General features: G+C 64.7%; 18 protein-coding genes and 2 pseudogenes. 3 read left to right on the top strand and 17 right to left on the bottom strand.

Translation table 11 applies throughout. The features are described from left to right. Positions 1–262: 262 nt before the first annotated feature. The 7 genes and pseudogenes from Q5Z11_RS05570 to Q5Z11_RS05545 form a co-directional block, all read right to left on the bottom strand. A complete protein-coding gene (locus Q5Z11_RS05570) occupies positions 263–1,033 on the bottom strand; it encodes a ferritin-like domain-containing protein (protein ID WP_303749980.1) in 771 nt (256 codons plus the stop codon). Positions 1,034–1,204: 171 nt separating this feature from the next. Next, positions 1,205–2,671, bottom strand: a complete 1,467-nt coding sequence (gene purF / locus Q5Z11_RS05565) for an amidophosphoribosyltransferase (RefSeq protein ID WP_303749076.1) — start codon at positions 2,669–2,671, stop codon at positions 1,205–1,207. 29 nt (positions 2,672–2,700) lie between these two features. Beyond that, the gene (locus tag Q5Z11_RS05560; RefSeq protein ID WP_303749075.1) at positions 2,701–3,435 is read right to left on the bottom strand and encodes a CvpA family protein; all 735 of its coding nucleotides are present in this window, start codon (positions 3,433–3,435) and stop codon (positions 2,701–2,703) included. Between the two features lie 60 nt (positions 3,436–3,495). Next, positions 3,496–4,248 (bottom strand): annotated as a pseudogene (locus tag Q5Z11_RS05555) (SPOR domain-containing protein); the annotation flags it as partial. Positions 4,249–4,304: 56 nt separating this feature from the next. After that, a pseudogene (locus Q5Z11_RS20720) lies at positions 4,305–4,527 on the bottom strand (SPOR domain-containing protein); the annotation flags it as partial. A gap of 66 nt (positions 4,528–4,593) precedes the next feature. Then, positions 4,594–5,868 carry a bifunctional tetrahydrofolate synthase/dihydrofolate synthase gene (gene folC / locus Q5Z11_RS05550; protein WP_303749073.1) on the bottom strand — a complete coding sequence of 425 codons (1,275 nt, stop codon included), beginning with the start codon at positions 5,866–5,868 and terminating at the stop codon, positions 4,594–4,596. Positions 5,869–6,266: 398 nt separating this feature from the next. Next, the gene (locus Q5Z11_RS05545; RefSeq protein WP_303749072.1) at positions 6,267–6,911 is read right to left on the bottom strand and encodes a histidine phosphatase family protein; all 645 of its coding nucleotides are present in this window, start codon (positions 6,909–6,911) and stop codon (positions 6,267–6,269) included. 280 nt (positions 6,912–7,191) lie between these two features. On the opposite strand from Q5Z11_RS05545, the gene Q5Z11_RS05540 reads away from it, so the two are divergent. Continuing rightward, positions 7,192–8,064, top strand: a complete 873-nt coding sequence (locus Q5Z11_RS05540) for a type II toxin-antitoxin system RelE/ParE family toxin (protein ID WP_303749071.1) — start codon at positions 7,192–7,194, stop codon at positions 8,062–8,064. A gap of 213 nt (positions 8,065–8,277) precedes the next feature. Here the strand turns inward: Q5Z11_RS05540 and Q5Z11_RS05535 are convergent, their stop codons facing one another. Then, positions 8,278–10,443 carry a S46 family peptidase gene (locus Q5Z11_RS05535; RefSeq protein ID WP_303749070.1) on the bottom strand — a complete coding sequence of 722 codons (2,166 nt, stop codon included), beginning with the start codon at positions 10,441–10,443 and terminating at the stop codon, positions 8,278–8,280. Between the two features lie 135 nt (positions 10,444–10,578). Here Q5Z11_RS05535 and tdh point away from each other — a divergent pair, with 135 nt between their 5' ends. Further along, positions 10,579–11,613 carry an L-threonine 3-dehydrogenase gene (gene tdh / locus Q5Z11_RS05530; RefSeq protein WP_303749069.1) on the top strand — a complete coding sequence of 345 codons (1,035 nt, stop codon included), beginning with the start codon at positions 10,579–10,581 and terminating at the stop codon, positions 11,611–11,613. A gap of 132 nt (positions 11,614–11,745) precedes the next feature. Here the strand turns inward: tdh and Q5Z11_RS05525 are convergent, their stop codons facing one another. The 6 genes from Q5Z11_RS05525 to Q5Z11_RS05500 form a co-directional block, all read right to left on the bottom strand. After that, the gene (locus tag Q5Z11_RS05525; protein WP_303749068.1) at positions 11,746–12,495 is read right to left on the bottom strand and encodes a TorF family putative porin; all 750 of its coding nucleotides are present in this window, start codon (positions 12,493–12,495) and stop codon (positions 11,746–11,748) included. Positions 12,496–12,615: 120 nt separating this feature from the next. Next, the gene (locus tag Q5Z11_RS05520) at positions 12,616–13,659 is read right to left on the bottom strand and encodes a sulfate/molybdate ABC transporter ATP-binding protein (RefSeq protein ID WP_303749067.1); all 1,044 of its coding nucleotides are present in this window, start codon (positions 13,657–13,659) and stop codon (positions 12,616–12,618) included. Between the two features lie 7 nt (positions 13,660–13,666). Next, positions 13,667–14,608, bottom strand: a complete 942-nt coding sequence (gene cysW / locus Q5Z11_RS05515) for a sulfate ABC transporter permease subunit CysW (RefSeq protein WP_303749066.1) — start codon at positions 14,606–14,608, stop codon at positions 13,667–13,669. After that, positions 14,605–15,441 carry a sulfate ABC transporter permease subunit CysT gene (gene cysT / locus Q5Z11_RS05510; RefSeq protein ID WP_303749979.1) on the bottom strand — a complete coding sequence of 279 codons (837 nt, stop codon included), beginning with the start codon at positions 15,439–15,441 and terminating at the stop codon, positions 14,605–14,607. The genes cysW and cysT overlap by 4 nt, the downstream gene beginning before the upstream one ends. Positions 15,442–15,465: 24 nt before the next feature. Beyond that, on the bottom strand, positions 15,466–16,488 hold the full coding sequence (locus Q5Z11_RS05505; RefSeq protein WP_303749065.1) for a sulfate ABC transporter substrate-binding protein: 1,023 nt from the start codon (positions 16,486–16,488) through the stop codon (positions 15,466–15,468). Positions 16,489–16,500: 12 nt separating this feature from the next. Continuing rightward, a complete protein-coding gene (locus Q5Z11_RS05500; RefSeq protein WP_303749064.1) occupies positions 16,501–17,928 on the bottom strand; it encodes an OprO/OprP family phosphate-selective porin in 1,428 nt (475 codons plus the stop codon). Between the two features lie 161 nt (positions 17,929–18,089). Between Q5Z11_RS05500 and kbl the strand changes: the two genes are divergently transcribed. Next, complete coding sequence (kbl, locus tag Q5Z11_RS05495) at positions 18,090–19,304, top strand: glycine C-acetyltransferase (RefSeq protein ID WP_303749063.1); 1,215 nt, start codon at positions 18,090–18,092, stop codon at positions 19,302–19,304. 139 nt (positions 19,305–19,443) lie between these two features. On the opposite strand, the gene Q5Z11_RS05490 is transcribed toward kbl, so the two are convergent. From Q5Z11_RS05490 to Q5Z11_RS05480, 3 genes are all read right to left on the bottom strand, one after another. Further along, complete coding sequence (locus Q5Z11_RS05490) at positions 19,444–19,743, bottom strand: hypothetical protein (RefSeq protein ID WP_303749062.1); 300 nt, start codon at positions 19,741–19,743, stop codon at positions 19,444–19,446. A gap of 80 nt (positions 19,744–19,823) precedes the next feature. Next, positions 19,824–20,684: a pseudouridine synthase gene (locus Q5Z11_RS05485; protein WP_303749061.1), complete on the bottom strand. Its 861-nt coding sequence runs from the start codon at positions 20,682–20,684 to the stop codon at positions 19,824–19,826. A 26-nt stretch (positions 20,685–20,710) separates the two neighbouring features. Beyond that, complete coding sequence (locus tag Q5Z11_RS05480) at positions 20,711–21,208, bottom strand: hypothetical protein (protein WP_303749060.1); 498 nt, start codon at positions 21,206–21,208, stop codon at positions 20,711–20,713. Between the last annotated feature and the right edge of the window lie 119 nt (positions 21,209–21,327).

Raw genomic sequence — 21,327 nt, 5'->3', positions numbered from 1 at the left:
TGTCTCCTTGACTGCATCGTTGCCGATCGAGAACACACGGACATGCGACTCGACCTGATGATGGTGCATGCCTTTGCATCAATCCGTGAAATACACGGGATACGGCACGCCACATCTACCGAGCCGATGGTGGAATGCTGGCGAGCCGGCCGTCAATCAGACTCGACCCGAGTTGCAGGAATCGTTCATCGTTGATTTGTTCAATGCCAGCACAGGGAGCCATCACCAGTGCGCCGCCAGCGAGCTTCACTGCGGGCATTGCTCAACCGGCCTGTTCAACCAGATAGTCCAGTTCGTCTTCATCGAAACCGGCCAACAGGCGCGCTTCCAGGTTGAACGGCCCGCGCAGATAGCCACCGGCATACTCACCCAGCAGCTCTTTGAAACGTTTGCGCGGCTCGACACCAACGCGCGCGCAATACCAGTGGTACCAGCGCGTGCCGGCGGCAACGTGGGCCACCTCTTCGCGCAGGATCACCTCCAGTACGTCGGCGGTCATGGCATCACCCAGCGAACGCAGCTTGCTGATCATCGCCGGCGTCACATCCAGCCCACGTGCTTCCAGTACCCGCGGTACCAACGCCATGCGTGCCAAGCCGTCGTGCGCGGTCTTCTCGCACATTTCCCAGAGGCCGTTATGGGCGGGGAAATCGGCGTAGTCCTGACCATGCGCCAACAGCCGATCACGCAGCAACACGAAATGGCGTGACTCGTCATCGGCGCAGCTCACCCAATCGGCGTAGAAGCTACCCGGCAGGCCGCGGAAGCGATACACCGCATCCCAGGCCAGGTCGATGGCATTGAGTTCGATATGGGCGATGGCGTGGATGAAGGCGGCGCGGCCGTCCACGGAACCCAGACCACGACGAGGCAGGTCGCGCGGGTGTACCAGCACCAGTTGCGGCGGGCGGCCCGGCGCGCGGATCGGTTCGGGTTCCGGCGCTTCCGCCGGCAGCTTCAATGTGCCAGCGCGGTAGCGCGCGGCGTAGTGCTGGGTGAGCGCGACTTTCTCAAGCGGGTCGGCGGCGGCCATGCAGATGCAGGCGGCGTCGAGCAGGGAGAAGTCTGCTGCCTCGGGTGGTGGGAGGTAGCTTGTGTCCGCAGCTACAGGCTGTGCTTGTTGCCGGTTCATGGGTGCTCGCACATTACTGCTTCGTTCTGCCCTCACCCCAACCCCTCTCCCGCAGGGAGAGGGGCTTTCAGATCAGGCGCGGCGCTGGGTCTTGGCTTCGTCCGAGCGCAGTTGTTGGATGCGCTCGAAGTAACCCGGCTCGATGCCGGTGACGTATTCGCCGTTGAAGCAGGACGAGTCGAATTCCTTCAGCTCCGGGTTGCCTTCACGCACCGCGACTTCCAGGTCTTCCAGGTCCTGGTAGACCAGCCAATCGCAGCCCAGGTGCTTCTCGATTTCCTCGACGCTGCGGTTGTGCGCGACCAGTTCTTCGGCGGCCGGCATGTCGATGCCGTAGATGTTCGGATAGCGCACCGGCGGCGCGGCGCTGGCCAGGTAGACCTTGCGCGCGCCGGCATCGCGCGCCATCTGCACGATCTGCTGGCTGGTGGTGCCGCGCACGATGGAGTCATCCACCAGCAGCACCACGCGGTTACGGAACTCCAGATGGATCGGATTGAGCTTGCGGCGCACGGACTTAACCCGCTCACCCTGGCCCGGCATGATGAAGGTGCGGCCGACGTAGCGGTTCTTGACGAAGCCTTCGCGGTACTTCACGCCGAGCACGTTGGACATCTCCAGCGCGGCGTCGCGCGAGGTGTCCGGGATCGGGATGATGGTGTCGATGTCGTGGTCCGGACGCAGGCGCAGGATCTTCTCGCCAAGCTTCTGGCCCATGCGCATGCGCGCCTTGTGCACCGACACGTTGTCCATCATCGAGTCGGGACGTGCGAAGTACACGTACTCGAAGATGCACGGGGTCTGCTGGGTGTTGGTCGCGCAGATCTCGGTGAACAGCTCGCCGCGCTCGGTGATGACAACGGCTTCGCCCGGCGCCACGTCGCGCATGCGCTCGAAGCCGAGCACGTCCAGCGCCACCGACTCGGAAGCCACCGCGTATTCGACGCCTTCGGCATGCTCGCGCTTGCCCAGCACCAGCGGGCGGATGCCGTGCGGGTCGCGGAAGGCAACCAGGCCCAGGCCCAGCACCACGCTGACCACTGCATAGCCGCCTTTGCAGCGGCGGTGCACGCCAGCCACGGCGCGGATCGCCGCTTCCGGGGTCAGCATGCGCTGTGCGTCCAGCTCATAGGCGAACACGTTCAACAGCACTTCGCTGTCCGAATCGGTATTGATGTTGCGGCGGTCTGCCTCGAACACCTGGCGACGCAGCGCCTCGGTATTGATCAGGTTGCCGTTGTGCGCCAGCGCGATGCCGTACGGCGAGTTGACGTAGAACGGCTGCGCCTCGTCGGTGCCTTCCGAACCTGCAGTCGGGTAACGCACATGGGCAATGCCGATGCGCCCTTGCAGCAGCGCCATGCGGCGCTCGTCAAATACATCACGGACCAGGCCGTTGGCCTTTTCCACGCGCAGGCGGGTGCCGTCTGCGGTAGCGATACCGGCCGCATCCTGGCCACGGTGTTGGAGGACGGTCAGGCCGTCATAAAGCTGCCCGGCGACGTTCTGGTTGCCGACGATTCCGACGATGCCACACATGTTGCGCGATCTCCGCTGGGCGATGCCCGTTAACGTGAAGGTGGCCGTGCCTGGCCCTGAGGCTCAACCCGTATCGGCTTGAGTTGACCCGGGCGCACCTGCGCCGGATCGATGTTGGAGGGCAACGCCCCCGCCGGGTCAGCTCGGCTTTCTTCTGCGCTGCGTTGGCGGGGATCAAAACGCGTCCCTTCCAACGGCGCCGGTAGCAAGCCACTGCCCGCATCTGCTTCGTTCGGTCCGCCATTATCGCCTGCCAGCACCGACTTACCCAAGTCCATCAGCGCCATTGCCGGCGATTCAGGTGGATGCGGCAGCTTTTCCCGCAGCCAATCGGCGGCCGGCTGCAGCCACGGCACCACGCTGGACTGGCGCCAGCCCGGCTCCTGGGGCATCGAGGTGAAGCCCAGCAGCAGTACCGCCAGCACCGCGAACAGCACGCCGCGCACAATGCCCAGGGCCAGGCCCAGCAAGCGATCCGGCAACTTCAGCAACACGGTGGCATCCACCACACCGCGCAGCAGGCGCCCGACCAGGGTCGCGGCCAGCAGCACGCCAATGAACACCAGCAGATAGCCGCCGGCATAGTCGCCAGCGCTGGGCTGGCCCTGGTCGGCCAGCATCAAGGCCGCGCGTTCGCCGTAGTAAAAGGCGGCAACGCCGGCCAGCAGCCAGTTGAGTACACCGAGCACGGTCGCCAGCAAGCCGCGCATCAGCCCGAACAGGGCTGAGACGCCGATCAGCGCCAACAGCAGCAGGTCAATCACCGCGCGCCTCGCAGGTGCAGCATGGGGTTGCGCGCTTGCTCAGCAGGACGTGGTGCCGCATCAAGGATGCGGGCGGACCATGCCGGCAATGCCGACCTTGGCCGCGACCTGCGCCTTCAGCTGCTCAGCCTGCTCGCGACTGGCAACCGGCCCGACACGGACGCGGTTGAGCACGCCGTTATCGGTGCGTACCTGTTCGACGAAAGCACTGAAGCCGGCAGCGCGTGCACGGTCACGCAGCGCATTGGCATCGGCGGCCTGGCCGAAGGCACCCAGCTGCACGGCAAAACCAACACCACTGGCAGCCGGAGCGGCCGGGGTGGTGACTGCCGGCTTGGCCGGGGTTGCCGCAACCGGCTTGGCAGGTTCGGGGCGGGCCGGCTCAGGCTTGGGCGCTTCCGGCTTTGGAGCCGCAGGCTTGGGCGCAGCCACGACCGGCTTGGCCGGCTCCGGCGGCAAGGCCTCGGTGCGCACCGGTGCAGTGGTCACTGCAGCGGTAGCGGTGCTGCTGGCAGCGGGAGCGGCGGTAGCGGTCGGTGCAGCGACGGCGTTTTCGGCAGTGGCGTTGAGCACCACAACCTGCGCATTCACGTCGTTGCGGACCTTGCCCGCTTCCAGTCGCACCAGTTCAGCCTGGGCACGATCGGCATACGGGCCGATACGCACACGCCAAGCCGGGCGGCCGTTGATGGTGTCGGCCTGGCGGAAGCCCGGCAGATTGGATTTCTTCAGGTGCGCAATAACCGCGTCGGCATCGGCCTCGCTGCCATAGGCACCAAAATTGACTGCGTAGTTGCCGGCGGCGGCCGACGGCGGCAAGCCATTAGCCGGCTGCTCGACGGCAGCGGCGACGCCGGTTTCCGGCTGTGCGGCGGGCATGCCCAAGGCACCACCGGCCGGTGCGCCAGGCGCGACCAGCGGCAGTTCACGGGTCTCGAACTGGCCTTCGGCGGGCGCTGCAGGCGCGCTGAGCGGCACGTCTTGTACGCCACTGTCCGGCGCAGGTCCTTTGACCAGCATCGGCAGGAAAATCACGGCAAGCGCCACCAGAACGATGGCACCAATCAGTCGCTGTTTCAGAGGAGTTTCCACAATTGGCGTATGCGCGGCGCGGCGGAGTGCCCCGGTGATTATATGCGGGGCACGCGCGGCAGCGTCCTAGTCAGCTGAACGGAGTACCGGCAGCGCTTCGGCCACCGTATGGAAGGAGCCGAACACCAGCACCCGGTCGCCTGGCCGGGCCTGGGCCAGCGCGGCGTCCAGCGCCTTGCCTACGTCGTCAGACAGGTTGGCGTCGGTGGCAGCGGTCTGCGCCAGACGCTCGCGCAGCTGCGCTGCGGTCTGCCCACGCGCGCCCTCCAGCCCAGCCAGGAACCAGCCATCGACCTGCGGCTGCAGGGCATCGACCACGCCCGCTGCGTCCTTGTCGGCCAACGCGGCATACACCGCCAGGGTGCGACCCTGCGCTGGCTGCGCCTTGAGCGCGGCCGCCAAGGCAGTGGCTGCCTGCGGGTTGTGACCAACATCCACCAGCACGTCCACGCCAGCGCGCTCGAAGCGCTGCAGGCGTCCAACGATCTGCGCAGCGGCAATTCCCTGCGCCCACGCATCGCGCGGCACCGGCTTGTCCAGGGCGCGCAGGGCAGCAACTGCAGTGGCGGCGTTGTTGCGCTGGATAGGCGCCCACAATGCCGGCTGCGGCAGCTCCAGGCGGAACGAGACATCACGCCAGCGCCAGAGCTCGGCATCAATGTCCTCGGCGAAGAAATCGCTGCCGAAGCGGATCGCATTGGCACCGAGCACATAGGCGCGACGCAGCACGCTGGAGGGCGGATCGATCTCGCCAAGGATCAGCGGCTTCCAGCCACGGATGATGCCGGCCTTCTCCTGGCCGATGGCTTCGCGGTCGTTGCCCAGCCAATCGGCGTGGTCAATATCGACGGTGGTGATCACCGCCACGTCGGCGTCGATGATATTCACCGCATCCAGGCGTCCACCGAGGCCGACTTCCAGCACCGCCAGATCCAGACCGGCCTGCTGGAACAGCCACAGCGCACATAGCGTGCCGTATTCGAAATAGGTCAGCGCGGTGTCGCCACGGGCGTCTTCGACCGCGTTGAAGCCGGCGACCAGGCTGGCGTCATCCACATCCTTGCCATCGATGCGCACGCGCTCGTTGTAGCGCAGGAGGTGCGGCGAGGTATAGGCACCCACCTTCCACTCCGCTGCACGGGCAATGGCCTCGATGAAGGCCACGGTCGAACCCTTGCCATTGGTGCCACCAACCACGATGCAGTGCTCGGCCGGCCGCCCCAACTGCATGCGCTGGGCAACCTCGCGCACGCGCTCCAAGCCCATTGCGATGGCTTGCGGGTGCTGCTGTTCGATATGGGCGAGCCACTGTTCAAGCGTGGCGGGACGGGCGGAAGACATGCGAAGGACTCTCAGGATCATGGGCCGGCACTGAAAGCCGGCTGCGCGTTGCGCGCGGGAATGGCACCCATGATACAGCGGCGGACGAAACCGGCCGCCAAGCTTCCCGGCATGTCAGGCCGGGGCTGTCTGTAGTGCCGAGCCATGCTCGGCAGGGGCTTCACCGGTAGAGCCTCAGCCCGGAGGGTTGTAGGAGCGGCGTAAGCCGCGAAGCCACAGCAAGATCAGAAGCGGTAGAGCCAACCCCTCCCCAGCCCTCCCCTTCGCTACGCGAAAGGGAGGGTGCAACTGCGGCAAAGCGAGGGAGCGTAGTGCCGAGCCATGCTCGGCAGGGCTTCACCGGTAGAGCCTCAGCCGAGCATGGCTCGGCACTACCAAAGGCGGTTTACGTAGTCCGATTACAGCGCGCGGTGCTTGGCTTCGCCGAAGAACGGGGTGTGGTGGGCGCAGTCGTTCAGGCGCACCACTTCCAGATGCTCGACATCCGGGCCTTCCAGCAGGTTCAACGTGGTCGGGGCCTGGCGGAAGCTCCACAGCTTGGAAATCGGCAGGCCGAGGATCCGGCACAGAATCACTCGATTGACCGCGTCATGAGCGACCACCAGCAAGGTGTCGTCTTCGCCCAGGCCTTCGGCGGCGGCGGTCAGGCCGCGCCAGCTGCGGTCCAGCACCTGCCGCAGTGATTCGCCGCCGGGCATCAGCACGGTGTCGGGTTCCTCGCGCCAGGCGCGCAAGCGCGCCGGGTCTTTTTCATCGATCTCGCTGGCGAGCAGGCCTTCCCACTCACCGTGGGCGATTTCCTGCAGGTCCGGCTCGGTCAGCAACATGGATTCACGTGCGCTGCCCAATGCAGCCTTGGCGGTGGCCTGCGCGCGGCTCAGCGGCGAGGCCACGGCGCGGGTGATCTGCACATCGGCCAGCCGCTCGCCCAAGGCCTTGGCCTGGGCCTCCCCCACCGGTGAGAGGGGAATGTCGATCTGGCCCTGGTAGCGGCCTTCGGCGTTCCACGGCGTTTCGCCGTGACGGGCAAGCAGGATGCGCATGCAGCTGTTTCCATTTTGATGGGGGTCCCCGCCAGCTGTACGTGGCGGGAGGGGCATCATAGCCCGGCCGTGCGCCGATACCGCCCACGGTTACCTTCGATACGGATCCGCCGCCAACCTCCGGCATGGTCAGACTGTTCCTTGGCCTGCCACGCCCGACCAGTAAAAGCACCAACGGCACGGTTGCAATTCGGGCGCAGGCGTTACCATGCCGGTTCCCTATCGGTGGCACGGTGTGACTTCCGCACAAGGGCAGCAACCTCCAGGCCCCAAACGCGGCATGACCAGCACCCCCACTTCTCCAAAGCCGTTCAATCTCAAGCTCTGGCATGAACGCCGCGACCCTTGGTTCGCGGTGCTGGTCACCGTGCTGCTGCATCTGCTGATGTTGCTGCTCCTGCTTTACTCCAATCCGCCGGTGGTTTCCTCGCCGCAGGGCTCCTCTGGCGGCGGCCGGACCAAGGTCGATTTTGTTGGCGAGGCACCGCCGTCCACCGAGCAGAGCAAGGTGCCGCCAAAGGACAAACCCAACAAGACCACCCGCTCGCAAACCAAGCCGACCACGCAGCGGCGCAGCGAGGAGCGCAAGCCGGTACCGGAAGCCCGTTACATCGAGCCACCGAGCGAACCGGAGCAGGAAGAAACCAAGACCCAGGAAGTCGCCCAGACTCCGGCCACGCCAGCGGCGGCGGCCAGCCCGTCGGAATCCGTGCCGCGACGTCCGCAGACCTGGACCGGACGCCCGCCCGGCTCGTTGGACAGGACCACCGCGCAGGACGATTACGGTCGCTCCGCCGGCCAGGGCAATGACAGCGGCAGGAGCGTGGACAGGAGTGCCGGCGCACCGGCCATGGAAGTGGGCGGTTACCAGATCATTTATGACCTGCTCAGCGAGGAAAAACTGCGCGCCTGGATGGACGGGGCCAAGGAAGTGAATGGCAAGAAGGAACTCTCGATTCCGCTGCCCGGCACGACCTATCTGATGGTCTGCCCGGCCGAGGTTGCATTGCGCCGCGGCTCCAGCAAGTGCCGGATGCTGCAGGCCGGCTCGCCCGAGCTGCAGGACATCGGCGATGCGCGCCAGTTCGTGATCGTGATGTATGTCTACCGCTACGGCGAACTGCTGTGGCGCGGGCCCGGCCCGTACCGCTGAACTGTAGTGCCGAGCCATGCTCGGCAGAGGCTTCACCGGTAGAGCCCTTGCCGAGCATGGCTCGGCACTACAGTCGCCAGGCATCGGCTGCATCGGCCAGCCAAAAGCTTACCCCTCCGCAGCCCTCCCCTTCGCTGCGCGAAAGGGAGGGGGCAAAAGAAAAACCCGGACGGTTTCCCGTCCGGGCTTCTGCTTGAACCACGCAACTCGAACTTACTTCGAGGCGGCGTCCATTTCCTTCAGCAGCTGCGGCGCCGGCGCCACTTCCTGCATGATCCAGCGCATGTAACGCTCGTCGACCGAGATCATGCGGGTCATCACCGGGTCGAACACCCAGTTGCTGGCGACCGATTCCCAGATGCCGTCAAACGCCAGGCCGACCAGGCGACCGTGCGCGTCCAGCACCGGCGAGCCGGAGTTGCCGCCAGTGATGTCCAGATCGGACAGGAAGTTCACCGGCACGCTGCCGATACGCTTGTCCTCGAAGCCGCCGTAACGCTTGGCCTTGACCGCATCGATCAGCGCCTGCGGCGAATCGAACGGGTCCTTGCCGGTTTCCTTGGCGACGATGCCTTCCAGGTCGGTGAAGGCTTCCTGCACCTTGCCGTCCAGGCCGGTGTAACCCTTCACGTTGCCGAAGGTGATGCGCAGCGACAGGTTGGCGTCCGGGTAAACGAACTCACCCTTGGTCTTCTTGTAGTCGGCAATGGCCTGCAGGAACAGCGGACGTGCCACCAGTTCCTCGCCCATGCGCAGCTTGCGCTGGTGCTCCAGCTCCAGCAGCGCCGGCATCACTGCCACGGCGTACTGGATGGCCGGATCATTGCTCGCTTCGAACGCGGCCTTGTCGGCGCCGAACCACTTCAAGCGCTCGTCCAGGCTGCCCAGCTTGGAGCCGTCCAGACGCGCGACGGTTGCATCAACCGCCTTGGCGTCGACGCCGCCAATCCACTTGTCGAAGGCCGACAGGTGCTGGCCGGCCGGCAGCTGCACGTACTGCTGCAGCCAGTACTGCTGGAACTGACGGTCCATGGCTGGCACGTAGCGGCGGTCCATCTGCTTCAGGCCGCCTTCGATGGTCGGCAGATCGCGTTCCTGGTAACCCTCTTCGCGCTGCGCGTCCGGCTTGGCCTTTTCAATGGCCAGGCGGTACAGGCGCACGGCGGTGCCCAGGGTGCCGGTACGGTTGAGCATCGCCAGGTTCAGGTCACGCGCCTGATTGGCACGCGACTGCTGGCCCAGCGTCTGCAGCTGTGCGAACGCATCCAGCGCCGGCTTGCCGGCAGCGCCCTGGCCACGCAGCCATTCCAGCACTGCGGTTTCCGCCGCCTGCTTCTGGCCGAGCACGTTGTTGCGCTTGAAGCCGTCCAGCTGACCGTCGTAGTTCTTGCTGGTGTTGTTCCAGCTGGCCATGTTGGACGCGTACTTCACCGCGATGTCCGGGTTGTCCTTGCTGGCCGCTTCGACCATCGCGATCTGGTCCTTGTAGGCCTTGGCGATCGACGGGTAGGTCCAGGTGGAGGTGTTCTCGAACTCGCTGACCAGCGCATAACGGTCGGTGCGGCCCGGGTAGCCGGCCACCATCACGAAATCACCCTCGCCCAGCGGCTGGTTGGCCAGCTTCAGCCAATGCTTGGGCTGGTACGGCACATTGTCGGCGGCGAAGGCGGCCGGCTTGCCGTCCTTGCCGACATAGGCGCGGTAGAACGAGAAATCGCCGGTGTGGCGCGGCCACATCCAGTTGTCGACGTCACCGCCGAACTTGCCGACGCTGCCCGGGGGCGCATAGGCCAGGCGCACGTCCTTGATTTCCATGTTCTTGAACAGGCGGTAGGTGTTGCCGCCGGAGAAGCTATAGAGGGTGCAGCTGTAGGCGTCGTCGGTTTCGCAAGCGGCGATGGCCTGCTTCTCGAAGGCTTCCAGCGCTTGGGTGCGCTTGAGCGGATCATTGCCGGCGCCAGCGATGGCGGCCTTGGCCTGTGCGGTAACGTCGGTGATGTCGTCCAGCACGTAGATGCGCGCGTTCGGGCCAGCGCTCAGCTCGTCCTTCAGGGTCGGCGCGTTGAAGCCGTCCTTGATCAGGTTCTTCTCGGCGGTGGAGTTCAGCTGGATCGAGCCGTAGGCGCAATGGTGATTGGTCACCACCAGGCCCTGCGGCGAAACGAAGCTGGCGGTGCAGCCGCCCAGCGCAACCACCGCGCCCATCGGGTCGCCGGTCAGGTTGGCCAGCTGCTGCGGGTCCAGCTTCAAGCCGGCCTGCTTCAGCGGGCCGGCAATCTCCGGCAGCTGCTGCGGCACCCACATGCCTTCAGCGGCGTGCGCGGTCTGCGCCAGGCCCAGGCCAGCAAGGATGGAAAACGCAAGAAAATTCACGCGCATTACGCTATTCCGAAAGTTTGGAAGGGCCGATTGTAGCCGTTGCAACTGTCATCCTCCCCTGCCATCGGTCAGTACAGGGCGGTTACGCCTGAAAGCTTATAATCGCCTTCTTTCCTCACACTGCGGTCTCCTGCAATGGCACAGACGATGAAGGCGCTGGTGAAGCGCGAAGCGACCAAGGGCATCTGGATGGAAGAGGTGCCGGTGCCTACGCCGGGCCCGAACCAGGTGCTGATCAAGCTTGAGAAGACCGCCATCTGTGGCACCGACCTGCACATCTACCTGTGGGACGAGTGGAGCCAGCGCACCATCAAGCCGGGCCTGACCATCGGCCACGAGTTTGTCGGCCGCATCGCCGAGATCGGCCCGGGCGTGACCGGCTATGAAATCGGCCAGCGCGTCTCGGCCGAAGGCCACATCGTCTGCGGCCATTGCCGCAACTGCCGTGGCGGCCGCCAGCACCTGTGCCCGAACACCGTCGGTATCGGCGTCAACGTCAACGGCGCCTTCGCCGAGTACATGGTGATGCCGGCCACCAACCTGTGGCCGATCCCGGACCAGATCCCGTCCGAGCTGGCCGCGTTCTTCGATCCCTACGGCAATGCCGCGCATTGCGCGCTGGAGTTCGACGTGATCGGCGAAGACGTGCTGATCACCGGTGCCGGCCCGATCGGCATCATCGCCGCCGGCATCTGCAAGCACATCGGTGCACGCAACGTGGTGGTCACCGACGTCAATGATTTCCGCCTGAAGCTGGCAGCTGACATGGGCGCCACCCGCGTGGTCAACGTCGCCAACCAGTCGCTGAAGGACGTGATGGCCGAGCTGCACATGGAGGGCTTCGACGTGGGCCTGGAAATGAGCGGCAACCCGCGCGCCTTCAACGACATGCTCGACTGCATGTACCACGGCGGCAAGATCGCCATGCTCGGCATCATGCCCAAGGGCGCTGGTTGCGATTGGGACAAGATCATTTTCAAGGGCCTTACCGTGCAGGGCATCTACGGCCGCAAGATGTACGAGACCTGGTACAAGATGACCCAGCTGGTACTGGGCGGCTTCCCGCTGGGCAAGGTGATGACCCACCAGCTGCCGGTGGATCGCTTCCAGGAAGGTTTTGACCTGATGGAACAGGGCAAGGCCGGCAAGGTTGTGCTGAGCTGGAATTGAGCTCAGGCGGAATCGGTAGTGCCGACCCATGGTCGGCATTGACGTCACCGGTAATGCCCATTGCCGACCGTGGGTCGGCACTACGGAAAAAGGCGCCTTTCGGCGCCTTTTTCTTTTTGCATCACGCTTGGATCAGGGCACGTCGACCGAGACGCTGAACACCACGCCCGGCTTGTAGGTATCCGAACCGCGGCGCAGGTCGGAAGCATCCGAACCGAAGGTGTCGTAGTAACCCAGGGTTGCGGTTGCCGGGCCGAAGCCCTTGGACACCGACACCGAGCCATCGAAGTAATCCGAACGACGCGGCCATTCGTTGCTGTCGGCCTTGATCGTGGTGTAACCCGCCGATGCACCGACCGAGAAACCGTTGCCGATCTCGTAGCTCGCGTCCAGGCCGGCATAGATCTGCTCGGCGCCGCTGTTGCTGTAATCGTCGGCGTAGCCCAGCAGGCCGCTGACGACCACCGGACCGGTCCAGGTCACCTTGGCCAGGTATTCGTTGTAGTCGATGTCACCGTAGCCGCTGGAAGCGCTGGTGTAGGTGTAGCGGTTGACGCCCAGATCCAGGTTCCAGCTGTCGGACAGGTCCTTGCTCCAGCCGATGTTGTAGTCGACTTCGAAGTTCGGGCCGCCTTCGCCGAAATCGACGTTGGAACCCCACACGGTGGCATACAGGCCGAACGGTGCGGTGTAGGTGGCGCCCGCCTGGAAAGCCGGCTCGTTGTCGGTCTGCGAGACACCACGGAACACGTAATCGGTGGTCACGCCGAAGGTGGCGCTGAACGGAGAGGAAGACTCCTCACTCTCCTGGGCGCTGACGGCAAACGGAACGGACAACAGGGCGGCGCAGGCCACGGCGACAAGACGCTTGTTGTGCATCATGCAGATCTCTCCAGGAAGTGGGGGCACCGGGATCGACCGCATCCCGATTCACAAATATTTAACCGCAATTATATTGCGATGCAACATCTATTTCACCCCAGCCACCCAGCCCTGCCCTATTCAGCCCGCGGCTGCCGGAAAGACCCCGTAACGACGGGCTCCGAGCCGGATCGACTGTCCTGCCGCATAGGCCGGCGCATCGGCCGGCAACTCCACTTCCAGATCGGTAGTTGCGCCAGCCAGGCGCGCGCGCAGGCGTTGCCGCGGGCCACTGCGCTGCACCAGCCCGACCGTCGCCTGCCAATGGCCATCGGCTTCGACCACCAGGTCTTCAGGCCTGACGAACACCTCCAGCGCCTCGCCTTCCGGCACCGAGGCCGTGCGTGGCCACAGCGCCCCGGCCACTTCCAGCGTCTGCCCCTGCGCGCGGGCCGGCAGCCGGTTGGCCTCACCGACGAAGCCATAGACGAACGGCGATGCCGGTTGGTCATAGACCTCGCCCGGCGTGCCCACCTGCTCGATGCGGCCACGGTTGAGGATGGCAACCCGATCTGCCAGCTCCAGCGCCTCTTCCTGATCGTGGGTGACGAAGACCGTGGTCAGCCCGGTGCGGTCGTGCAGCTCACGCAGCCAACGGCGCAGGTCACGGCGTACCTGTGCATCCAGCGCGCCGAAGGGCTCGTCCAGCAACAGCACGCGCGGCTCGATGGCCAGCGCGCGGGCCAGCGCCACGCGCTGCCGTTGGCCGCCGGACAGCTGCGCCGGGTAGCGCCCGCCCAGCCCATCGAGCTGCACCAGCGCCAGCAACTCATCAACCTTCGCATCGATGCGCGCCTTCGGCCAGCGCTCTGCACCGCGCCGCACTTCCAGCCCGAAGGCGATATTGCGGCGCACGTCCAGATGCTTGAACAAGGCGTAGTGCTGGAACACGAAACCAGCGCGGCGCGCCTGCACGCTCAAACCCGTAGCGTCCTCACCATCGAACAGGATCTCGCCACGTTCGGGATGCTCCAGTCCGGCCAATGCGCGCAACAAGGTGGTCTTGCCCGAGCCGGAAGGCCCCAGCAAGGCCAGCAACTCGCCACTGCGGATATCCAGGCTCACGCCATCCAGCGCAGGGAACGTACCGAACTGCTTGCCCAGGTTGTGTATGCGGATGTTCATCGTGACCTCAATGACGGTGGGCGGCGGCCAACGACTGACCGTGGCGCCACTCCAGGAAAGATTTCACCACCAGCGTCAGCAAGGCAGTGGCAGCCAGCAGCGAGGCGCAGGCAAAGGCGGCGCTGTAGGCGTATTCGTTGTAGAGAATCTCCACGTGCAGCGGCAGCGTATTGGTGCGGCCGCGGATATGCCCGGATACCACCGACACCGCGCCGAACTCGCCCATCGCCCGCGCACTGCACAACAGCACGCCGTACAGCAGGCCCCAACGGATGTTCGGCAAGGTCACCTTCCAGAACATCTGCCAGGCATTTGCACCCAGGGTCAGTGCCGCCAGTTCTTCGTCACTGCCCTGCTGCTCCATCAAGGGCATCAGTTCGCGCGCGATGAAGGGAAAGGTGACGAACACCGTTGCCAGCACGATGCCGGGGATCGCAAACACGATGCGCGGCAGCTGCAACAGGGTTTCGCCGAGCACCGGCAGGTGCAGGCGCAGCCCATCCTCGATCAACGGCCAGAACCAACCATCGCGGCCGAACAACAGGATGAAGACCAGACCCGCCACCACCGGCGATACCGAGAACGGCAGGTCGATCAGCGTCACCAACCAGCGCTTGCCCGGGAAGCTATGCTTGCTCACCACCCACGCCGCAGCGACGCCGAACACCAGGTTCAAGGGCACGACTATTGCCGTCACCAAGAGAGTGAGGCGTATCGCCGACAAAGCGTCCGGATCGCTGATCGCATTCCAGAACGCCAGCACACCGCCACGCAGTGCTTCGACGAACACCAGCACCAGCGGTAGCAACAGGAACGACAGCAGAAACCCCAATGCGCCAAGAATCAGCAATACCTGTACCCAGCGCGGTTCGCTGGTTACCTGCTGCGGCTTGGCTACTCGTTCGCTGCGCTCCAGGCTCACCGGCAACTCCGACAACAACTCGTTCATCGTGCGCCCCTGCCCTGCAGACGCGCCTGCAGCGTGTTGACCAGCAACAACAGCACGAATGACAGCAACAACATCGCAGCTGCAATCGCCGTGGCACCAGCGTAATCAAACTCCTCCAGACGGATGGTGATCAGCAACGGCGCGATCTCGGTGACGCTGGGCATGTTGCCGGCAATGAAGATCACCGAGCCGTACTCACCCACGCCACGCGCGAACGCCAACGCAAAGCCGGTCAGCATGGCCGGCCACAGGCTGGGCAGCACTACCCGCACGATGGTCTGAAAACGCGTGGCGCCGAGCGTGGCCGACGCTTCCTCGAACTCACGCTCGGCTTCGGCCAATACCGGTTGCACGATGCGCACCACGAACGGCAGGCCAACAAACACCAAGGCCACCACGATGCCCAGCGGCGTGTAGGCGACCTTGATGCCCAACGGCTCCAGCCACTGCCCGATCCAGCCCTGGCCGCCATACAGCGCGGTCAAGGCGATGCCAGCCACCGCGGTGGGCAAGGCGAACGGCAGATCGATCATCGCGTCGAACAGGCGTCGGCCGGGGAAGTTATAGCGCACGAATACCCACGCTACCCACGTCCCCATCACCGTGTTGAACGCGGCCGCCGCGAACGCGGTGCCGAAGCTCAGCCGCAGCGCGGCCAGCACGCGCGGTTCGGTCCATATCTGCCAGATGCCGCCCAGGCCCAGCCCTGCGGCTTTCAGGAACACGCCAAGCAATGGGATCAGGACGATCAGCCCCAACCAGAGCAAGGTGATGCCCATACCAAGACCAAAGCCGGGGAGTACCCGGCGTTGGCTTCGCACACGTGTTTGCAGTGTTTGTGCTGTTGCTGACACGGCCTACTTGCTCGCCTGGATCTGATCGAAGACGCCGCCATCTGCGAAGTGCTCGGCCTGCGCCCTGCCCCACGAACCGAAGGCGCTGCGGATGGTGACCAGCTGCACCTGCGGGAAGCGGGCAACGTCAGCCGGTGCGGCGTATTGCGGTGAGCGCGGACGGTAGTAGTGACGCGCGGCGATGCGCTGGCCTTCCGGCGAGTACAGGTATTGCAGGTAGGCCTGGGCGACATCGCGGGTGCCGTGGCGGTCGACGTTGCGATCCAGCAGCGCTACCGACGGTTCGGCCAGGATCGACAACTTCGGCACCACGATCTCGAACTTGTCCGGGCCCAGCTCTTCCTGGGCGAGGAAGGCCTCGTTCTCCCAGGCCAGCAACACATCGCCGATACCGCGCTGGACGAAGGTAGTGGTGGCGCCGCGCGCACCGGTATCAAGCACCGGCACATTGCGGAACAGCGCGCGCATGTAGTTCAGGATCTTGTCGCGGTCACCCTTGAAGATGTGGTCGGCATACGCCCAGGCTGCGAGATAGTTCCAGCGTGCGCCACCGGAGGTCTTCGGATTCGGCGTCACCACCGACACGCCGCTGCGCAGCAGGTCGGGCCAATCGCGGATGGCCTTGGGGTTACCCTTGCGCACCAGGAACACAATGGTCGAGGTGTAGGGCGCACTGTTTTCCGGCAGGCGGGTTTCCCAGTTGGCGGGCAGCAGCTTGGCCTTGTCGGCGATGGCATCCACGTCATAGGCCAGGGCCAAGGTGACGACGTCGGCTTCAATGCCATCGATCACCGTGCGCGCCTGCTTGCCGGAGCCGCCGTGCGAGGTCTCGATGGTGACGTTGTCGCCCTTGGTTTCCTTCCAGTGTTTGGCGAAGGCGGCGTTGAAGTCGCGGTACAACTCGCGGGTCGGGTCATAGGAAACATTGAGCAGTTGGACATCACGCGCAAACGTGGCGCCGGCACTCAAGGTCAAGGCGAACGCCAATGCTGCGGTTGCAAGGCGTGAAACATGGGAATGCGTCATCGGGGCTCTCCGTCAGAAGGAAACTTGCAGGCGCGAGAAAACAGCTTTTTCATCAGGCAACTTCGCGCCAGCGGAAGCCGCATCAAAACTGCTGTGCAGGTAATTGGTCGCCAACTTCAGATTGGCGGTCAGGTACCAGTTGGCACCTACCGTCCACGAGCGGACCTGCGAGGCCGATACCGTCGGATCGGCATAGAGCGGGAAGGCGGCATCATCGATCTGCAGCTCGCCGTAGCGTGCGGTCAGCTCCACCGCACCGTGCCCACCGTTTGCACCGAACGGACGCGAAGGCGTCACCCCGCGGTAGCTCGCATCCTCACCGGTCAGCACATAGCTGGCGGTTGCCTGCCAGGCGCGGTTGTCCAACTGCTTGCGGATGCCATTGCGCGCGACCTCCTGTTCCGAAGCGATGTACTCGGCCTGCAGGCCCAAGCCGTTGCGGTAGAACCAGCCCTGCGGCGACCAGCGGCGGTGCTCGCCATCAGCCACCACAGCGCTGCGGTAAGCAAAGAACGTGGCCTGACCGGGCGTGCGATAACGCGGCAGGTAGTTATTGCCGCTGCCATGCTTTTCACCGGTGCTCGCACCCAGGCCGAAGCCCAATCCCGCCCATGCGCTGTCACTGCCCTTGAGCGGTTCGAAGAACACGCGGCCTGCGTATTCGAAGTCGTCATCCGGATTGCTGGTAACCGCATCGCGGCCATCGACGGTGCCGTTGAACACGCCCAGCGCGTAGCTGAACTTGCCCTTGGCCACTTCGCCCTGCAACTGCACGCCCAGGTCGCGATTCGGTGCCAACTCGCTGGCCAGCGCGCGCTCGACATCAACCAGTGCCGACGATGACTGCAGACGCTCCAGGCCAACCGGCGAGGTGAACTTGCCAACCCGCACCGTATACGCAGGATCGAAACGCAGATCGGCATAGGCATCGACGATGCTGGCGCTGTCACCGGCGAACTCCGGCGTGAAGCGGTAGGCGACCAGCTTGCCCAGCGAGCCTTCCAGGGTCGGCCGAGCGGTGCGCAGCAGGAAGGTGTCGTTCTGGTTGGCATCGCCGCCCAGGAAGACGCGGGCATCGCCCTGCAGCAGGCCGCGCAGCTTCAACTCGTAAGCGCCGTCGCCGGATTTGAACGAAGCCCCCTTCTGGTCGACGCTTATCTTCGGCGCGGCCTTGGCGGCGGCAACGCGCTCTTCTTCCCCAAGCTCAAGGCGACGCTCAAGGATGCGCAGGCGCTGGTCCAGATCAGCCAGGCCTATCCCTTCGTTTCCGCCATCACTGACCCCGGCCAGCCGCTCCAATCGCTGCAGGCGCTCCTGCAACTGCTCGACGGTGAGTTGCTGCGCCTGCGCCGATGACCCCGCCCCACACGCCGCCAGGGCCAGGCTTAGAGACAACAGCTTCCTGGTCGGCAGGGTGAATGGGGGGCGTATGGCGGTCATCGGCGTCTCCTGTTGGGTGGGTGTGATGACGATGCTGCGGGCGCACACCGGCCAGCGAGAAATGACTTAGGCCGCCGCGCTTATAGCCTTTGCGCATGACGACAGCGCCGGGACACCGGGAAGGCTAAAATTGGCGTTCCACTTGACCGCAAGACCCTGCCATGACCGAAACCGCGAACATCTCCCCGCTGACCCGGCACTACGCCGAGGAACTGGACGCCATCCGCGCGCAGGGGCTGTTCAAGTCCGAACGCATCATCACCAGCCCGCAGTCGGCCGAGATCACCCTCGACGACGGCCGCACGGTGCTGAATTTCTGTGCCAACAACTACCTGGGCCTGGCCGACCACCCGGACCTGATCCAGGCGGCCAAGGACGCACTGGACACGCACGGCTTCGGCATGGCCTCGGTGCGCTTCATCTGCGGCACCCAGGACCTGCACAAGCAGCTGGAAAAGCAGATTGCCGGGTTCTTCGGCAAGGACGACACCATCCTCTACGCCGCCTGCTTCGACGCCAACGGCGGCCTGTTCGAGCCGCTGCTCGGCGAGAACGACGCGATCATCTCCGACGCACTGAACCACGCCTCCATCATCGATGGCGTGCGCCTGTGCAAGGCCAAGCGTTTCCGCTACGCCAACTGCGACATGGCCGATCTGGAAGCGCAGCTGCAGGCCGCTGATGCCGCTGGCTGCAAGACCAAGCTGATCACCACCGACGGCGTGTTCTCGATGGACGGCTTCATCGCCCCACTCGATGAAATCACCGCGCTGGCGAAGAAGTACAACGCGCTGGTGCATATCGACGAATGCCATGCCACCGGCTTCCTCGGCGCCACCGGCCGCGGCTCGGCCGAAGTGAAGGGTGTGCTCGACAAGATCGACATCATCACCGGCACCCTGGGCAAGGCCATGGGCGGCGCACTGGGCGGTTTCACCTGCGCCAGCGCCGAGGTCATCGAACTGCTGCGCCAGCGCTCGCGCCCCTACCTGTTCTCCAACTCGCTGCCGCCGCATGTGGTTGCCGCCGGCATCAAGGCGTTCGAGATGTTGGCTGCCGCCGATGACCTGCGTGAAACGCTGCGCGAGAACACCGCTTACTTCCGCGAGAAGATGACCGCCGCCGGTTTCGACGTGAAGCCCGGCGTGCATCCGATCAGCCCGGTGATGCTGTACGACGCACCGCTGGCGCAGAAGTTCGCCCAGCGTCTGCTGGAAGAAGGCATCTATGCGATCGGCTTCTTCTTCCCGGTGGTGCCGAAGGGGCAGGCCCGCATCCGCACCCAGATCAGCGCCGCGCACAGCCGCGCCCACCTGGACCGCGCAATCGATGCCTTCACCCGGATTGGTCTTGAGCTGGGCGTGATCAAGGGCTGAGTGTTGTTGCCCTTGGCTTGAAAACAAAACAGGCGCCGAAAGGCGCCTGTTTGCATTTTGTAGTGCCGAGCCATGCTCGGCAGAGGCCTTACCGGTGAAGCCCCTTGCCGAGCATGGCTCGGCACTACAGCTGCTGCTCTCAGTTCTTCTTGGCCGGTGCGGCTGCCGCCGCCGGCGCGCCTGCACCCTTGGCAACGCGGATGCCATTGGCCTTCATCCAGGCATCGAACTGATCGGCGCTCATCTTCTGCTCGCCCTGCTGCATCATGAAACGGTAATTGCCCAACGAATCTTTCTCGGCCAGCGGTGCTTCCACCCGCACTTCGATCGGCTTGTCCTCACTCTTCGCGGTCTTCTTGCCCGAGGACGCACAACCAGCCAACACCGCAACCGAAGTCGCCACGAGAACGATGCCAGAGAGGCGGGAAAGAGCTTGCATGGCAATAACCTCAGGTAATTAGAGTCGCAGTCTAATCCAGCATCTGAGCAAGTGCAGCTATTTATATGAATTTATTGAAATTAGTCATTCACGCTGGCGTGCAGTGATTTGCTGGCAGCCTGCAGCGCATTCAGCTCCGCCACGCTCAGCTCGCGCCATTGCCCCTTGCCCAGCTCGCCCAGCTGTACCGGCCCGATCGCAACCCGCATCAAACGCAGCACGTCCAGACCCAAGGCCTTGAGCAGGCGCCGGATATGGCGATTACGGCCCTCGTCCAGCACCACCTCCAGCCATGCAGTGCGTTCGCCATGGCGCAGCAGCTGTACCGAATGCGCCGCCAGGTGCTCACCTTCGTCCTCGATACCGGCTTGCATGCGCTCAAGCACCGCTGCGTCGGGCACAGCATCCACCTGTACCCGATAGGTTTTCAATGGGCCTGTGCTGGGCTCGGTGAGGCGCGCCGCCCATTCCGGATCATTGCTGAAGAACAACAGACCTTCGCTGGCCTTGTCCAAGCGCCCAACCGGCGCCATCCACGGCAGGCCTGCGTCTTCAAAGCACTGGTAAACCGTGTCACGGCCCTGTTCGTCCTGCACCGTGGTCACCAGGCCGCGCGGCTTGTTCAGGGCCAGATACAGGCGCTTTGCAGCTGTCAGCGGTTGTTCGTCCAGCAATACCTGCTGACGCCCAGCGACGACCGGGAACTCCGGGTCCCGCACCACCTTGCCATCGACGCTGACGCGGCCATCAAGCACCCGCCGTGCGGCTTCGGTACGCGAACACACACCAGCCTTGGACAACACCCGCGCCAGACCATGGCGGATACCTGCCGGAGCGGCCTTGGCAGCACGCGTGGTGCCGTTGGGCGCACGCGAAAGCAAACGCCCGCCGGGCGTTGCGCGGCGGGCGTGCGGATGATGCGGAGGCTTGGACGACGCCATCAGGTCTGCAAGCGGCGGTTGCCGCCTTACTTGACCTCGGCAGCAGGCTGCGCGGCAGCCGGTGCTGCGGCCGGATCGGTTGCGGCCGGACGTGCCTTGACCACGCGTACGCCGCGCGCCTTCATCCAGGCATCGAATTCTTCGGCGGTCATGCGCTTGCCGTTCTGGCTCATGTCAAAACGCCACGGCGTATTGTCGAACTCGGTCTGCGGCTTGTAGGCGGCCGGATCGTTGGCATTGATCGCCGGGCGCGCCGGGATGGCATTGGCCACGTTGTTGCAGCTCTCAACACGCAGACGCATCAGCACGCGATCGAGCGACTGCTCATCACCGCCACCCGAGCTCAACACGCCCGACGGCATGCCCAGCTGACCCGGACGCACATACAGTTCCGAGGCAACCGGGGCGATCAGCGACGTAGCCAGCGGTGCCGGCGTCACGGCACTGGCCGAACAGTCCACGGCTGCATGGGCGGCAGGCACAAATGCCAAGGCGACAAGACCAGCCAGAGCGATACGCAGCATCGGATTTCCATTCGGCAAGATAACGCGGCGAGTGTAGGCAGCACCCGCAGTGCTTTCAACCGTTAAATGCGCACAAGCCGCGATTACCTGCCGGCGTCACACAAATCACGCGTTGAAAA

The organism is Stenotrophomonas sp. 610A2 (assembly GCF_030549615.1).
Classification (GTDB): domain Bacteria; phylum Pseudomonadota; class Gammaproteobacteria; order Xanthomonadales; family Xanthomonadaceae; genus Stenotrophomonas; species Stenotrophomonas pigmentata.
The sequence above is the reverse complement of the archived record's forward strand: the minus strand, read 5'-3'. Positions and strand labels throughout refer to the sequence as shown.

Bases quoted from the DNA above. Each gene is read 5' to 3' on its own strand.
- Q5Z11_RS05570 (WP_303749980.1), bottom strand. From the start codon at position 1,033: ATGGCCGCCGCCGACCCGCTTGAGAAAGTCGCGCTCACCCAGCACTAC.
- purF (WP_303749076.1), bottom strand. From the start codon at position 2,671: ATGTGTGGCATCGTCGGAATCGTCGGCAACCAGAACGTCGCCGGGCAG.
- Q5Z11_RS05520 (WP_303749067.1), bottom strand. From the start codon at position 13,659: ATGAACATCCGCATACACAACCTGGGCAAGCAGTTCGGTACGTTCCCT.
- Q5Z11_RS05480 (WP_303749060.1), bottom strand. From the start codon at position 21,208: ATGCTGCGTATCGCTCTGGCTGGTCTTGTCGCCTTGGCATTTGTGCCT.
- Q5Z11_RS05505 (WP_303749065.1), bottom strand. From the start codon at position 16,488: ATGACGCATTCCCATGTTTCACGCCTTGCAACCGCAGCATTGGCGTTC.
- Q5Z11_RS05545 (WP_303749072.1), bottom strand. From the start codon at position 6,911: ATGCGCATCCTGCTTGCCCGTCACGGCGAAACGCCGTGGAACGCCGAA.
- Q5Z11_RS05540 (WP_303749071.1), top strand. From the start codon at position 7,192: ATGACCAGCACCCCCACTTCTCCAAAGCCGTTCAATCTCAAGCTCTGG.
- Q5Z11_RS05525 (WP_303749068.1), bottom strand. From the start codon at position 12,495: ATGATGCACAACAAGCGTCTTGTCGCCGTGGCCTGCGCCGCCCTGTTG.
- kbl (WP_303749063.1), top strand. From the start codon at position 18,090: ATGACCGAAACCGCGAACATCTCCCCGCTGACCCGGCACTACGCCGAG.
- Q5Z11_RS05500 (WP_303749064.1), bottom strand. From the start codon at position 17,928: ATGACCGCCATACGCCCCCCATTCACCCTGCCGACCAGGAAGCTGTTG.
- tdh (WP_303749069.1), top strand. From the start codon at position 10,579: ATGGCACAGACGATGAAGGCGCTGGTGAAGCGCGAAGCGACCAAGGGC.
- cysW (WP_303749066.1), bottom strand. From the start codon at position 14,608: ATGAACGAGTTGTTGTCGGAGTTGCCGGTGAGCCTGGAGCGCAGCGAA.
- Q5Z11_RS05485 (WP_303749061.1), bottom strand. From the start codon at position 20,684: ATGGCGTCGTCCAAGCCTCCGCATCATCCGCACGCCCGCCGCGCAACG.
- Q5Z11_RS05535 (WP_303749070.1), bottom strand. From the start codon at position 10,443: ATGCGCGTGAATTTTCTTGCGTTTTCCATCCTTGCTGGCCTGGGCCTG.
- folC (WP_303749073.1), bottom strand. From the start codon at position 5,868: ATGTCTTCCGCCCGTCCCGCCACGCTTGAACAGTGGCTCGCCCATATC.
- Q5Z11_RS05490 (WP_303749062.1), bottom strand. From the start codon at position 19,743: ATGCAAGCTCTTTCCCGCCTCTCTGGCATCGTTCTCGTGGCGACTTCG.